This is a genomic window from Streptomyces sp. NPDC004561, assembly GCF_053602155.1.
Map to the genome: position 1 here is coordinate 1 of NZ_JBSGDB010000040.1, position 15,057 is coordinate 15,057.

12 protein-coding genes and 1 pseudogene are annotated in these 15,057 nt (G+C 72.5%); 10 read left to right on the plus strand and 3 right to left on the minus strand.

All coding sequences use genetic code 11. The features are described from left to right. The 8 genes from ACWEN3_RS08285 to ACWEN3_RS08320 form a co-directional block, all read left to right on the plus strand. Positions 1-5,896 (plus strand): amino acid adenylation domain-containing protein (locus tag ACWEN3_RS08285; protein ID WP_452967220.1); only part of this gene is annotated, 5,896 nt, incomplete at its 5' end. Positions 5,897-5,898: 2 nt separating this feature from the next. Then, positions 5,899-6,114: an MbtH family protein gene (locus ACWEN3_RS08290; RefSeq protein ID WP_452967223.1), complete on the plus strand. Its 216-nt coding sequence runs from the start codon at positions 5,899-5,901 to the stop codon at positions 6,112-6,114. An 8-nt stretch (positions 6,115-6,122) separates the two neighbouring features. Then, positions 6,123-7,376, plus strand: a complete 1,254-nt coding sequence (locus ACWEN3_RS08295; protein ID WP_452967226.1) for a cytochrome P450 — start codon at positions 6,123-6,125, stop codon at positions 7,374-7,376. A gap of 18 nt (positions 7,377-7,394) precedes the next feature. Next, positions 7,395-8,138 carry an SRPBCC family protein gene (locus ACWEN3_RS08300; RefSeq protein WP_452967229.1) on the plus strand — a complete coding sequence of 248 codons (744 nt, stop codon included), beginning with the start codon at positions 7,395-7,397 and terminating at the stop codon, positions 8,136-8,138. Next, complete coding sequence (locus tag ACWEN3_RS08305) at positions 8,114-8,338, plus strand: hypothetical protein (protein ID WP_452967232.1); 225 nt, start codon at positions 8,114-8,116, stop codon at positions 8,336-8,338. Before ACWEN3_RS08300 ends, ACWEN3_RS08305 begins: the two co-directional genes overlap by 25 nt. A 2-nt stretch (positions 8,339-8,340) precedes the next feature. Next, on the plus strand, positions 8,341-9,093 hold the full coding sequence (locus ACWEN3_RS08310) for a thioesterase II family protein (protein WP_452967235.1): 753 nt from the start codon (positions 8,341-8,343) through the stop codon (positions 9,091-9,093). A 187-nt stretch (positions 9,094-9,280) separates the two neighbouring features. Beyond that, a complete protein-coding gene (locus ACWEN3_RS08315; protein ID WP_452967238.1) occupies positions 9,281-10,420 on the plus strand; it encodes an alpha/beta fold hydrolase in 1,140 nt (379 codons plus the stop codon). 197 nt (positions 10,421-10,617) lie between these two features. Next, complete coding sequence (locus ACWEN3_RS08320; RefSeq protein WP_452967241.1) at positions 10,618-10,872, plus strand: DUF5132 domain-containing protein; 255 nt, start codon at positions 10,618-10,620, stop codon at positions 10,870-10,872. Positions 10,873-10,895: 23 nt separating this feature from the next. On the opposite strand, the gene ACWEN3_RS08325 is transcribed toward ACWEN3_RS08320, so the two are convergent. Then, a complete protein-coding gene (locus tag ACWEN3_RS08325) occupies positions 10,896-11,390 on the minus strand; it encodes a cupin domain-containing protein (RefSeq protein WP_452967244.1) in 495 nt (164 codons plus the stop codon). Between the two features lie 79 nt (positions 11,391-11,469). Between ACWEN3_RS08325 and ACWEN3_RS08330 the strand changes: the two are divergent. Beyond that, a pseudogene (locus ACWEN3_RS08330) lies at positions 11,470-12,320 on the plus strand (LysR substrate-binding domain-containing protein). A gap of 37 nt (positions 12,321-12,357) precedes the next feature. On the opposite strand, the gene ACWEN3_RS08335 reads toward ACWEN3_RS08330, so the two are convergent. After that, entirely contained in the window at positions 12,358-12,930 is a 573-nt protein-coding gene (locus tag ACWEN3_RS08335; RefSeq protein WP_452967247.1) for a dihydrofolate reductase family protein, read from the minus strand. Between the two features lie 136 nt (positions 12,931-13,066). Then, entirely contained in the window at positions 13,067-13,264 is a 198-nt protein-coding gene (locus tag ACWEN3_RS08340) for a hypothetical protein (protein ID WP_452967250.1), read from the minus strand. Positions 13,265-13,587: 323 nt separating this feature from the next. On the opposite strand from ACWEN3_RS08340, the gene ACWEN3_RS08345 reads away from it, so the two are divergent. Beyond that, positions 13,588-15,033 (plus strand): gluconokinase, GntK/IdnK-type, encoded by a 1,446-nt coding sequence (locus tag ACWEN3_RS08345; protein ID WP_452967253.1) that lies wholly within the window; start codon positions 13,588-13,590, stop codon positions 15,031-15,033. Positions 15,034-15,057: the final 24 nt, after the last annotated feature.

A 15,057-nucleotide genomic window follows, 5' to 3' on the forward strand; every position in this document is an offset into this window, starting at 1 on the left:
TGAGCTGTACGTGGCGGGTGCCGGTCTGGCGCGTGGTTATCTCAGGCGGCCGGGGCTGACCGCGGAGCGGTTCGTCGCCGACCCGTACGGTCCGGTGGGTGGCCGGATGTATCGCACCGGCGACCTGGTACGACGGCGCGCGGACGGGGACCTGGAGTTCGTCGGCCGGGCCGACCAGCAGGTCAAGATCCGCGGGTTCCGTATCGAACCAGGCGAGGTGGAGTCCGTGCTCACCGGCCACCCCGACGTGACCCAGGCAGCCGTCGTCGCCCGCCAGGACCGTGCCGACGACAAACAGCTCGTCGCGTACGTGGTGGCCCGCCCCGGCACACGAGCCGACCGCGACCACGGCGTCGAACAGGACCACGTGGGGGAGTGGCGGGAGATCTACGACGCGTTGCCCGTGACCGCGGGAGACACCTCGTTCGGCCAGAACTTCACCGGCTGGAACAGCAGTTACGACGCGAGCCCGATCCCCGTGGAGCAGATGCGGGAGTGGCGCGACGCCACCGTCGAGCGCATCCGCGGCCTGCGCCCCCGCCGGGTGCTGGAAGTCGGAGTCGGCACCGGTCTGCTGCTCTCGCAACTCGCCCCGGAATGCGAGGCGTACTGGGCCACGGACTTCTCCGCGACGGCCATCGACGCACTCGCCCGGCAGGTGAGCCACGAACCGGGCCTGGCGGAACGGGTCGTGCTGCGGACGCAGCCCGCGCACGACACCGAGGGGCTGCCCGCCGGCACCTTCGACACGATCGTGCTCAACTCCGTCGTCCAGTACTTCCCGACCGCCGCGTACCTCGGCGAGGTCATCGACCGGCTGACGGGGCTCCTCGCCCCCGGCGGAACCCTGTTCATCGGGGACGTCCGCAACCTGCGTCTGCTGCGGTCGCTGACCACCGCCGTGCAGCTGCACAAGACTCACCCCGGCACCGACCTCGCCACGGTGCGCCGCGCGGTGGAGCAGGCGCTGCGCGTCGAGAAGGAACTCCTGGTCGACCCGGACTACTTCGCCGCTCTGCGCGACCGCCTCGACGGCCTGGGCGCCGTGACCGTCCAGCTCAAGCGCGGCCGCCACCACAACGAGCTGACCCGCTACCGCTACGACGTCACCCTGCACAAGCAGCCCGTCGCCCCGCTCCCGCTGGACGATCGGACCGAGGTGCCGTGGGAGAGCCTGGACGCCCTGCGCAGCCTCCTCGCCGAGCGGGACCCGGCTGTGCTGCGGGTCACCGGCGTGCCGAACGGCCGCGTCACCCGGGAGGCCGCGCTCGCCCGGGCCCTGCGGTCCGGCGACACCCCGCTGCCCGAGCTGCTGGAACGCCTCCACGCCCTGGACGGCGACGACGGACCCGCCGATCCGGAGGAGTTCCACGCCCTCGGCGCCGAGTACGGCCGCTGGGTGGGCGTGACCTGGTCCGGTACGGCGGACGACGCGATGGACGTGGTCCTCGCCGACCTGTCCCGGCTGCCCTCGGGCGTGCCCGACGGCCTTGGCCGGCCGGCCCGCACCGGTGCCCCGCTGACCAACGACCCGGCCGGGGTCCGCGCCACCGGCGCCCTCCTGGCCGAGCTGCGGGACTGGGCGCGGGACCGGCTCCCCGACCATCTCGTGCCCGCCGCCTTCGTCGCCTTGGACGCGCTGCCGCTGACCCCCGGCGGAAAGCTGGACCGCGCCGCGCTGCCCGCGCCCGACCTCGGCTCCGCGGCCGCCGGCAGGGCGCCCCGCACCCCCCAGGAACAGCTCCTCGCGGAACTCTTCGCGGACGTCCTCGCACTGCCGCGGGTCGGGGTCGACGACAACTTCTTCGACCTGGGGGGCCACTCGCTTCTGGCCACCCGCCTGGTCTCCCGCGTCCGGGCCGTCCTCGGCGCCGAACTCGACGTACGCGTCCTGTTCGAGACGCCGACCGTCGCCGGGCTCGCCCAGCGGCTGGACGAGGCCGGACAGGCGGCCAGGCCCACCCTGACCGCGTACCCGCGCCCCGGACGGGTGCCGCTGTCCCACGCGCAGCGCCGCCTGTGGTTCCTGCACCAGATGGACGGGGAGAGCGCCACGTACAACATGCCGCTCGCCCTGCGGCTGACCGGCACGCTCGACCGGCAGGCGCTGCGGGCGGCCCTCGCGGACGTGGTGGCCCGCCACGAGAGCCTGCGCACCGTCTTCCCCGCCGAAGGCGGTGTCCCCCACCAGCACGTGCTCACCCCCGGGCAGGCCCGGCCGGACCTGCCGGTGACCGACACCGACGAGGCCGGGCTGCCCGAACGGCTGGCCCAGGCCGCCCGGCGAGGGTTCGCCCTCGACACCGAACCACCGCTTCGGGCCGAGCTGTTCGCGCTCGCGCCCGAGGAGCACCTCCTGCTGGTCGTGGTGCACCACATCGCGGGCGACGGCTGGTCCATGGGCCCGCTCTCCCGGGACCTGGCGACGGCCTACGCGGCCCGGTGCCAGGGCGAGGAGCCCGTGTGGTCCCCGCTGCCGGTGCAGTACGCCGACTACACCCTGTGGCAGCGGGAGCTGCTCGGTGAGGCGTCCGACCCGGACAGCCGCTTCGCGACCCAACTGGCCCACTGGAAACACGCGTTGGCGGGACTGCCCGAGCAGATCACGCTGCCGGCGGACCGGCCCCGCCCCGCCACCGCCTCGCACCGCGGCGGCCAGGTGGCGGTACGGATGGACGCCGAGCTCCACCGGGGGCTGCGGGAGCTGGCCACTGCCCACGGCGCGAGCGTGTTCATGGTCCTGCAGGCGGGCCTGGCCGCACTGCTCAGCAGGCTCGGCGCGGGCGACGACATCCCGTTGGGCAGCCCGATCGCGGGGCGCGTCGACCAGGCCCTGGACGACCTCGTCGGCTTCTTCGTCAACACCCTCGTGCTGCGCACCGACACCTCGGGCGATCCGGACTTCGCCGAACTCCTCGGCCGCGTCCGGCGGACGGCCCTGGCCGCCTACGCCCACCAGGACGTGCCGTTCGAGTACCTGGTCGAGGTCCTCAACCCGGCCCGGTCCCTCGCCCACCACCCGCTGTTCCAGGTCATGCTGGCGCTGCAGAACGCCCCCGCGGCCGACTTCGCCCTGCCCGGTCTGGACGTGGGACACCGGGCGGCGCCGACCGGCACGGCCCGGGTGGACCTCACGTTCAGCCTGACCGAACAGCACGGGTCCGACGGCAGCCCCGCGGGAATCCTCGGCGCGGTGGAGTACGCCACCGACCTGTTCGAACCCGAGACCGTCGAGGCGCTCTTCGCCCGCTGGACCCGGCTGCTGCGGGCCGTCGTCGCCGACCCGCGGCTGCCGGTCAGCCGGATCGACACGGTGTCCGACGACGAACGGCGGCAGCTGCTCGCCGGGCACGAGGACGTGGAACTGCCCGAGGCCGGGCTGCCCGAGCTGTTCGCCGCCCGGGTACGCGCGACCCCGGACGCGGTGGCGGTCGTCAGCGGTACGACCACGCTCACCTACGCCGAACTGGACGCGCGGGCCAACCGCCTCGCCCATGCCCTGATCGGGCAGGGAGTGCGGCCGGAGACGGCGGTGGCGGTGCAGCTGGAGCGCTCCCCGGAACTGGTCGTGGCCATCCTGGCGATCGTCAAGGCCGGCGGTGCCTACGTCCCGCTCGACCCTCGCTTCCCGTCCTCGCGCGTCGACCTGATCGTGCGGGAGACCGGTGCCGCGCTGGTCCTCACCGACGACGTGCTCACCGCGCTCGGCCGGGCCGAGACACGTACCACCGATCCTCAAATTTGCTTCCACGCAGGCCAGTTGGCCTACGTGATGTACACCTCCGGCTCGACCGGGCACCCCAAGGGCATCGGCGTCACCCACCACGACGTGGCCGGTCTGGCCCTCGCCCCCTGCTGGCGCGGCGGCGCCCACGAGCGGGTGCTGCTGCACTCCCCGACCGCGTTCGACGCCTCCACCTACGAGCTGTGGGTCCCCCTGCTGGGCGGCGGCCGGATCGTCATGGCCCCGCCCGGACAGCTGGACACGGAGGCGCTGCGGCAGGCGCTCGCGGACAACGACGTCACCGGGATGTGGCTGACGGCCGGCCTGTTCAGCCTCGTCGCCGAGGAACGCCCGGACGCCTTCGACGGTGTCCGCGAGGTGTGGACCGGCGGTGACGTGGTCCCGGCCAGGGCGGTGGCCAGGGTGATGGAGGCCTGCCCCGGCCTGCACGTGGTCAACGGCTACGGACCCACCGAGACCACCACCTTCGCCGCCCACCACCGCATGGCCACGCCACCGGACACCGCACTCGGCGTGCCGATCGGCCGGCCCATGGCGAACATGCGGCTCCATGTGCTCGACCCCGGGCTGCGCCTGGTCCCGCCGGGCGTCGTCGGCGAGCTGTACATCGCCGGGACCGGACTCGCCCGCGGCTACGTCGGCCGCCCGGCGCTGACCGCCGAGCGGTTCGTCGCCGACCCGCACGGACCGGCGGGCGGCCGAATGTACCGCACCGGAGATGTGGTCCGGCGACTGGCCGACGGCCGACTGGAGTTCACCGGTCGCGCCGACGACCAGGTCAAACTGCGCGGCTTCCGGATCGAGCCCGGCGAGATCGAGACCGTGCTCGCCGGCTGCCCCCCGGTCGCCCGGACCGCGGTCGTCGTCCGCGAGGACCGGCCCGGGGACAAGCGGCTCGTCGCCTACGTGGTGCCCGTGCCCGGCGATGCACCCGATCCCGAGGACCTGGCCGACCGGTTGCGGCGCACGCTCCCGGAGTACATGGTCCCGTCGGCGTTCGTCACCCTGGACGCGCTGCCGCTGACCCGCAACGGCAAGCTGGACCGCGCCGCGCTACCAGCCCCCGAGTACGGCACGTCCGGACCCGGCCGGGGCCCGCGCACACCGCAGGAGCAGTTGCTGTGCGACCTGTTCGCCGAGGTCCTCGGCCGCGACCGGGTCCGCATCGACGACGGCTTCTTCGACCTCGGCGGACACTCGCTGCTCGCCGCCCGCCTGGTCTCCCGGATCCGCGAGACCCTGGGCATCGGGCTCGGGCTGCGCACCCTGTTCGAGGCGCCCACGGTCGCCGGCCTGTCGGAGCGCCTGGCGACGGGTGACCCCGAGGACGCCTTCGACGTGGTCCTGCCCCTGCGCTCCACCGGGGACAGCACCCCGCTGTTCTGCATCCACCCGGGCGGCGGCATCAGCTGGAGCTACAGCGGTCTGCTGACCCACCTCGGGCCCGAGCACCCGGTCTACGCCATCCAGGCGCGCAGCCTCGGCCGGCCCGAACCGCGGCCCACTTCCTACCAGGAGATGGCGGCCGACTACGCCGACCAGATCCGCAAGATCCAGCCACAGGGCCCCTACATGCTGCTCGGCTGGTCCGCGGGCGGCCTCATCGCCCACGCGATCGCCACCGAGCTGCAGCGGCGGGGCGAGCGCACCTCGCTGCTGGCGATCCTCGACGCCTACCCGGTCAAGGACGTCGACTTCGACGAGGCACCCGTCCCCACCGAACGGGACGTGCTGGTCGGCGTGCTCGACTGCGACCCGGACGAACTGGGCGACGCGCCGCTGACCTACCCCGAGGTCGTGGAGATCCTCCGGCGTCGCGGCAGCGCCCTGGCCAGCCTGGAGGAACACCACATCGAGGCCGTCGTCGCCATCATGATCAACAACGCGCGGCTCGCGCTCGCCCACGAACCGGACGTCTTCGACGGCGAGATGCTGCTGTTCAACTCCACCATCGACCGGACGGACGACTCGGCGGACGCCGGGATCTGGCAGCCCTACGTCACCGGACCGATCGACTCCCACTACATCACCACCCGCCACGACCGCATGACCCAGCCCGGTTCGCTGGCCCAGATCGGGCCCATCCTCGCGGCGAAGATCGCCGAGATCACCCGGACCGCACCGAACCCGACGACCTGTCAGGAGCACTGACCATGACCAACCCCTTCGAGGACAACGACGGCCGCTACCTCGTGCTCGTCAACGAGGAGAACCAGCACTCCCTGTGGCCGTCCTTCGCCGACGTCCCCGACGGCTGGACCGTCGCACGCCCGGAGGACACCCGGGAGGCGTGCCTCGCCCACGTCGAGGAGCACTGGACCGACATGCGGCCCAAGAGCCTCGCGGACGCGATGGACGGTCAGGAGTAGCCCGTCACATGGCGACCACCACCGACGACCCTCCGGCCGGCCCGCACGCCGGCCCCGACGAGATCACCGCGGCGATGCTCTCCCCGGAGTTCCGCCGCGACCCGTACCCGCTCTACGCCCGCATGCGCCGGGACTGCCCGGTGTACCGCAGTGCGCAGGGCATCTGGTACCTGACCCGGTACGCGGACGTGGAGCGGGCCCTGGGCGACCTGAGGCTGTCCAACGACCGCGACCGGATGACCCGCGCCCTCGGCGCCCGGGACGGCAGCCTGCGGGACCTCAGCAGGCTCACCGCGCGACTCGGGCGCGTGATGACGAACACCGACCCGCCGGAGCACGCCCGGCTGCGCAAGCTGGTCAACAGGGCGTTCACCGCCCGGCGGGTCGAGGCGCTCCGGGACCGCGTCCAGGCGCTCGTCGACCAGCTCCTCGACACCGCGGTGGAGGCGGGGCCGGAGACCGACGTGATCACCGCCCTCGCCTCGCCCCTGCCGCACTCCGCGGTCTGCGAGCTGTTCGGGATCCCGGAGGCCGACCGCGCGCGCGTCAAGGACTGGTTCCGTGCGCTGGGCCGGCTCACGGAGGACATCGACAGGGCCGTGGAGGTGGTGGACCAGTTCGAGGAGTACCTGATGTGGCTCGTCGCCCTGCGGCGGGACGCCCCCGGGGACGACCTGATCAGCGGGCTCGTCGCCACCCAGGGGCGCGGCGACGAGCTCACCGACTCAGAGCTGCTGTCCACCTGCTTCATGCTCATCACCGCGGGCGACGAGACCACCACCCACCTGATCGGCAACGGCACCCTCGCGCTGCTCCGCAACCCCGGCCAGCTGGACAGGCTGCGCGCCGATCCCGCGCTGATCCGGCCGGCGGTCGAGGAGACGGTGCGCTACGACTCGCCGACACAGGCGATCGTGCGCGTGGTGGCCGACGAGATCGCCTTCGGCGAGCGCACCCTGGGCGCCGGAGACCTGGTCTACCTGGTCCTCGCCGCCGCCAACCGCGACCCCGAACGCTTCGGGGAACCGGACCGGTTCGACCTGACCCGCCCCGCCGGCCGGCACCTGGGCTTCGGCAACGGACCCCACTTCTGCCTCGGCGCGCCACTGGCCCGGCTGGAGACCGAGCTGGCCATCGGCACGCTCGTCCGCCGGCTGCCGGACCTGCGCCTGGCCACCGACCGGCTGGAATGGCGCCCCAACCCCCTGCAGCGGCGCCTGGCCGCTCTGCCCGTCACCTACCGCACACCACCGCAGCACTGATCCGAGGAGTCACCGCCCATGTCCCGGGAATTCCGGGTGCGCCGGGAGCAGCACCTTCCGGCCACGCCCCAACAAGTCTGGAACGCGGTCGCCACCGGAGCCGGCAACCTCGGCTGGCTCTACCCCATGGAGGTCGAGCCGCGCGTCGGCGGCGCCGTCACGCGCGGCCGGGCCACCGTCGTGGAATGGGAGCCGCCGCACCGCTTCGCCTGCCGTTCCGAGGACGGCAAGGGCTTCTCCAACACCCTCAGCTACGCCGTCGAGGCCGGGGACGACGGCACCGCCCGGCTCTCCATGGGGATCCACTGGGTGCACACCGGCACCCCCGACGACGGCTGGGGCACCCGCGCCGACGCCGCCGAGAAGCACGTCGACTTCTACCAGCACAGCCTCGCCGAGTACCTGCGCCACTTCGAAGGGCGCCCCGCCACGTACATCAAGGCGGACAGGCCCGCGGCACCCGCGCATGCCGACGTGTTCACCGCACTGCTCCGGCACGCGGGCGTCGGCGAGGGGACCGCCGCCGGCGACACGGTGCGCTTCGCCGTACCGGACGGCCTCGGCGGACCCCGGGACGCCGTCGTGGACTTCCTCAGCGGGGACTTCCTCGGCCTGCGCACCGCCGACGGGCTGTACCGCTTCTTCAACGGGCACACCTGGAACTGGCCGATCTGGCTCGGCCACCACATGTTCACCGGCGCCATCGACGAGAAGCAGACGACGGAGGAGTGGAAGGCATGGCTGGAGAAGGCGGCACCCTGATGGAGGCAGGCCAGATGTCCGCGTCCGCGACACCCCTGTACTCGGCCGAACTCATCCAGGAGGACGGCGCCTACAAACTCGTCGTGACCGACCGCCTGCGCCACACGGTGCAGACCACGTACGTGCCGAGGAGGGCGGTGGAGCAGCTCCCCACCTTCCTCTCCAGGCTCAACTCCCTTCAGCCGGGCGGTCGCCGGTAACGATGACGGCGTACGACGTGAAGAAGTGGTTCCGGGTCCACAAGCGCGCGGCGGACCCCCGGCTCCGGCTGGTGTGCCTGCCGCACGCCGGCGGCACGGCACAGCTGTTCCACGGCTGGCCCGCGCTGCTGCCGCCGGACGTGGAGGTGCTCGCGGTGCGCTACCCCGGCCGCCAGGACCGGTTCGCGGAAGCCTGCATCGAGGACATGGCCACCCTGGCCGACACGATCGAGGACGCCCTGCGGCCCTGGCTCGACCGGCCGACGGCGCTCTTCGGACACAGCATGGGCGCCTGCGTCGCCTACGAGCTGGCGCTGCGGCTGGAGGCCCGCGGCATCGTCCCCGAACACCTGCTGGTCTCCGCGCGCGCGGCCCCCCACCGGGCCGAACACACCGTGCTGAGCGGCACCGACGACGACACCCTGATCGCCCATGTCCGGCAGCTCGGCGACCTGCACGGGGAGGCCTACGACATCCCTGAGCTGCGCGACCTGCTGCTGCCCGCGCTCCGCTCGGACTACCGGCTCATCGAGGGCTACCACCCTGCGCACCCGGCTCCGGTGAAGGCACCGATCACCGCGTACGTCGGCCGGGACGACCCGAGTTGCGTACCGGACCGGGTCCGCGGCTGGTCCGACCTCGCCGCCCCGGGCTCCTTCGAGCTGCGCTCGTTCCCGGGGGACCACTTCTACCTGGTGCGCCACGAGGCCGAAGTGGTCGCGGACGTGGCGGCACGCCTGGCACCTCGTACATGACGTGCCGTCGGCGGAACCGCCCGGGCCGGCGCGAGCCGGCGCCGCGGTGCTCACGCACGGCCGCCGGGGGTGAGCCCGGATCCGCCGCACATGGCGCCCGGGGCATTCCCAGGGGACGATGCTTGTGCCGGGTGCCGCGGCGCCCGGTGTCCCTGGCGGTGCCACGGAGACCGGGACGGAGGGATCCATGCGACCGGGCACACGCGTCCGCGACGCGGTACTCCGGCTGCTCGGCCGGGACTGGGCCGGGTCTGCCGTCGCCCTGCTGCCGGCCGTCGCGGGCGTCTGGTGCCTGACCCTCGGAACCGGCTGGCGGGTTCTCGGCGGTGTGCTCTGCGCCGTGGCCCTCGCGCTCGGTCTCGGGTCGCTGCGCCATCTGGTGCAGGTGGCCCGGGTACGGGTGCGGTACCCGCCTCCCGGACGCATGGTCGACGTGGGCGGCCACCGCATGCACGTCCTCGCCGAGGGAGACGCCGGAACGGGGCCGACCGTGGTCTGGATGCCGGGCGGCCACGCCGGCGGATACGCCATGTACCGGCTGCACGCGCTGGCGCGGACCCGGACGCGTTCGGTCCTGGTGGACCGTCCGGGCTCCGGCTGGAGCGACCCGGGCCCCTTCCCGCGCACGACGGCGGCGGAGGCCGTGGAACTGCTGACGGCGCTGGAGGGGGCCGGTGAGCGGGGGCCCTACGTCTTGGTGGGGCACTCCTTCGGCGGGCTGCTCATGGCCAATGCCGCCAGGCGCCGCCCCGACCTGATGGCCGGTCTGGTGCTGCTCGATCCCACACCGCCCGACGTCATCGCCTTCGGCCCCCCGGTCCCGGCCCTGCGGCACGCCGTGCGGGACCAGACCGCCGTCGCGGTGCGCCACCTCTTCGGCCTCCACCCGCTCGCACGCAGGCACGAGGCCCCTGCCGAGGACCCGGCGCGGATTCTCGCCGCGGTCGAGACGAGGACCAGGGCGAGCTGCGCCGCGGCGTCGATCCTGCGGGAGCTGTCCCCGGACGGGATCACCAGGGCCGGCTGGCACACCGTCGTGCACGACGGCGAACTCGGCTCGCTCCCGCTCCTTCTCGTGGCGCCACGCGATCTGACGGGCGGCGGCGAGATCCTCGACGCGGCGGACGACCCGGAGGAGAACGCCCGGGTACGGCACTTCTTCCTCACCGTGCGCGAACGCTTCCTCGCGGCCTCCGATGCGGCCCGGAGGGTCTACACCCCGGAGGGAACCGGCCACGACTTTCCGGACCGGGTGCCCGAGTTCGTCGTACAGGTGGTGACCTCACTGCTGGACGAGCGCAGGCCGGGCGCGCCCGACCCGCTCTGAGCCCGTTCCGCGGCCACGGGCCGCTCCTGCGCGCCTCCGCCCGAACGAATGAAAGGCGCCGTCCTCCCCGGGCGCATCGGCGGAGGGCCGACTACCGTGTGTTCCGGTGGGGGGCAATTCCGCCCGGCGCTGCCGGCCAGGTGTCCGGAACGTGCGGCGGCGGCACCCGTGCTGTGTACACAAGAGAGGGTTCACCCATGCCCCCTGTAGTACCTCCCTTCCTCGTCGGCCTGATCACGGCTCCGCTGCTCAAGAGAGTGGCGAAACCGCTGGTGCGGGGCATCATCAAGACGTCCGTCGGCATCGGTCTCGAAGTGAAGCGCGCGGCCGTCGAGGCGGGTGCGGAGATCCAGGATCTCACCGCCGAAGTGGCCGCCGAGAAGCTGGCGAGCTCGGCCCGTACCCGTCATGTGAAGGCCGACGGCAAGGTCACGGCGCACGCCGCCGGCTGAATCCCTCCGCCGGGGTCCGTGCGTCAGGTCAAGTCGGTGGCCGGCTCGGTGGCGTAACGGCTCATCACCTCGATGTGGGCCTGCGGGTCCGGCGCCCGGCCGTCGGCGAACATGTCCCGCAGGTCCCGGAAGTACTGCACGTACAGGTCGGGCGTGAACGTGCTGAGCATGACGGCGGGTCGGTCGGTCGTGTTGGCGAAGGTGTGCGGCGCTCCGGGCGGGACCATCACGAGTGTGCCCGCCGTCGCGTCGTACTCCTCGTCCCCGACCGTGAAGCGCACCGTGCCGGAGATGACGTAGAAGCCCTCGTCGTGCCGGGCGTGGCGGTGCTGCGGCGGTCCGGGCGTGTGCGGCGCGAGGACGGATTCGGCGAGCCCGAGGCGGTGCCCGGTGTTGCTGCCGTCTTCGAGGACGCGCATGCGTGTGGTGCCCAGGAGGATCGTCTCGCCGTCCTCCGGGCCGACCACCGACACGGCGGGGCCGGCGTTCGGCTCACTGGTCTTCGGTTCGTCGGTCATGCTCCGATTCCACTGCGGGAGACCGCGACTGTCCAAGACCCGTTCCGCGGCCTCGATGCCGTACGGGTATCGTCCGGGCATGGAGCTGCGCGGTCTGCGGTATTTCGTGGCGGTCGCCGAGGAACTCCACTCGGCCGGGCCGCCGTCCGGCTGCACATGAGCCAGCCGCCCCTGAGCCGGGCGATCAAGCGGCTGGAGACCGAGGTCGGTGCCGCCCTGTTCGACCGCTCGTCCGCCGGTGTCTCGCTCACGCCGGTGGGTGCGGTGCTGCTGGAGGAGGCGCGTGAGCTGCTCGACCGGGCCGACCGGGTACGCCTGCGCGTCGCCGCGGCGGCCGGCGCCGCGGCCCTCACCGTCGGCGTCCTGGGCGACAGCACCGACCCGCGAGCGACCCGGCTGGCCGACGCCTACCGCCGGCGGCACCCGAACGTGGAGGTCCGCATCCGCGAGGCGGATCTGACCGATCCCACCTGCGGGCTGCACACCGGAGCGGTCGACGTCGCCCTGACCCGCGGGCCGTTCGACGGGACCGGCCTGTCCGTGCACGGGCTGCGGTCCGACCCGGTGGGGGCGTTGCTGCGTGCCGACGATCCGCTGGCCCGCCGCGACCGCCTGAAGCCGGCCGACCTGGCAGGCCGCCGCTGGTTCCGGTTCCCGGAGGGCACCGATCCGCTCTGGCAGTCGTACTGGCACGGCGGTGAGCCGCGCGAGGGTCCGGTGGTGCGCACCGTCCAGGAATGCCGGCAAGCCGTGCTGTGGAACGGCACGGTCGGCATGACCCTCCTGGACCACGAGCCGGGGGAGGGGCTCACCGTGGCGCCCCTGATCGACATGCCGCCGAGCCATGTGGTGGCGGCGTGGAACGAGGGCGACGGCAATCCGCTGATCCGCTCGTTCGTCCAGCTCACGGCCGCCGCCTACCGCGACTGAGCACCACCTCGACGGCACGGCCGCGTGACGGATCCGGTCAGCGGACGACGTCGAATACCTGCTTCTGCACGCCGTTGGAGTAGACGTCGTGCTCGACCAGCCTCAGCTTCTGGGTGTCCTTGTCCGTGGTGCTGAACAGGCGCTTGCCGGCGCCGAGCAGCAGCGGGTGGACGAGCAGGTGGTAGCGGTCGATCAGGCCGGCGTCCGAGAGGGCGTGGTTCAGGGAGGCGCTGCCGTGGACGATGATCGGCCCTCCCTCGGTCTTCTTCAGCTCGGCGACCTGGTCGAGCGAGCGCAGGACGGTGGTCTCGCCCCAGTCGGAGACCAGGTCGTCCTCGGTGAGGGTCGTGGAGACGACGTACTTCGGCAGCGTCCGGTACCGGGCGAACTCCGTCATGTCCGGCCACACCCGGCTGAACGCCTCGTAGCTGACCCGGCCCAGCAGCACGGCGCCGGCCTCCGCCTGCTCCCGCTCCTTGATCTCGAAAGCCTCGGGGGTGAACTCGACGTCCTTGAAGGTCCAGCCGGAGTTGCGGTAGCCGGGTTCGCCGCCGGGCGCCTCCATGACGCCGTCGAGCGAGACGAAGGCGGTGCTGATCAGGGTGCGCATGGGCGATTCCTCGGTTTCTCGTGCGTGTCTGTTCGGCCGCCCGGGTGCCGGGGCGCCGCTCCAGGATCGTACCGACAAATAAATCTGTCAAGAAAAATCGAGTTGTCGGTTGGCTCATGGGCCGGCCGCCGAGGCTTCATAACAGCAGGGGCAGGCTCACCAGGGCAGCGCCGCTCGCTCCGAGCGCCGCCAGGAGCGAGGCCGGCCAGTTGCGGGACTGGGCGTACGTCAGCAGGCCCGCCAGCAGTCCCGCGACCACCGCTGCCAAGAGGATGAGCGCCCAGCGCAGTGACAAGCGTTCCGGTGGAGGCGGGGGCGAGGTCGGTTCGGGCATACGGCTCTCCTGCGGCTGCGTCACAAGTGGGACGAGGCAGCCCTGCGTCAGCTGCCGCGCGTCGGCACCGGCCGTAGGACGGCACACATCCACTCGCCTGGCCGGTCCTCGGCGTCATCGCAACATTTCGATGGCTGACCACGCTACGCATGGGATCCAGGTCAGAGAAGCCTCTTGATGCGTCATCAGTGGCCCTCGGAGTCGTACAAGGGGCGGTAATGGCGTACGGAGTGCACCGGCGTGCGCCCCAAGGGCAATTCGCGCTCCTGCCAACGGTGTTCGGATGGCTGACCAACGTGCCCCTGTGACTTAGCATCGCCGCCATGACTGGTCCCGAAGCCGACCTGCCCGAAGGATCCGAGGACGCGTTGCGGGGCTCCACCGCGAAGGTGGTGGAGCGACTGGGCTGCCAGATCGTGGAGGGCGGCAAGCCCCGCGACCACCACCTCACCGTGGACGCCGTCACGCATGAGTTCGAGGTCACCCGGCCCATGGCCCGCGAGGCCCTGCAGACGCTGCACCAGAAGGGCCTGGTGAATCTGCAGCCGCGGATCGGGGCCACGGTTCAGGCGCTGGAGCGGTGGGACCTGCTGGACCCCGACGTGATCGCATGGCGTCTGGAGGTGGCCCCCGACAGTCAGATGCGGTCACTGACCGAGCTGCGCGAGGTGATCGAGCCCCGCGCGGCCCGGCTCGCCGCTCTGAGCCGGTCCGCGGAGATCTGCCACGACCTCACCAGCCAAGCCCGGACCCTGCTCGCCCTGAGCGAGGACCCGGACTTCGCGGAGCCACAGAAGGGCGCGGCGATCCGCCGGCGTTTCAGGGACGTGGACGCGGCCTTCCACCGCACTCTCCTCGCCGGCTCGCGCAACGAGCTGTTCGTCCGCCTCTCCCATCCGGTCGTCATGGCGCTCAACCACCGCATCGACAGGGACTGGGCCGGCACCCACCAGGAGGCGGTGGTCATGCCGGCGCGGGCCGTCGTAGGCGCCGACACCGTCCAGAGCTATCCCACCCGGCCGGAGCCGATCGCCATGTGGCTGCACATGGGGCTCGCCTACGCCGTCGACCAGGGCCTGGCCACGGCCGCGGAGGCGTTCGCGGAGGCCCTCCTCGCCGAGATCCGCAGCGGACGGCTGCGCGATCCCGGGGTACGCGACCGGCTGCGGGCGGGCCTGGACCAGTTCAACACCAACGGCCTGCCACCCGCTCACCGGGCCGGTTTCCAGGAGGCCATGGCCGGCTTGTTCCACGCCCGGCGCCCACCCGTCGTCGTCATGGGGGTCAGCGGATGCGGCAAGAGCACCGTGGGCCGCTACCTGGCGGATTCGCTCAGGGTGCCGTTCGAGGAGGGGGACTCCTTCCATACCCAGGACAACGTGCGGTCGATGGAGAACCGCACCCCTCTCGACGACCGCAGCCGCAGCAGATGGCTGGCCGCCATCGCGGGCCGTATGCGGGCGGCCGGTGCGGAGGAGGGGCTGGTGATCACCTGCTCGGCGCTCCGGCGCATCTACCGGGAGGTGCTCCGTGCGGCCCGGCCCGACGCGTTCTTCGTGCACCTGACGATCGACCAGGACGTGGCGACCGCACGCGTCGAGAGCAGGAAGTCCCACTACATGCCCGCCTCCCTCGTGCCCTCGCAGTTCGAGGACCTGGAACCGCTGGAGGAGGACGAGCCGGGGGTGCCCGTCGACGCGACCGAGGAGGTCGAACGCATCGTCGCCGAGGTCCAGACGAAGCTGGCCCGGCACACCCGGCGCCGCTGACCCCGTCACATCCGGGCACGGCCG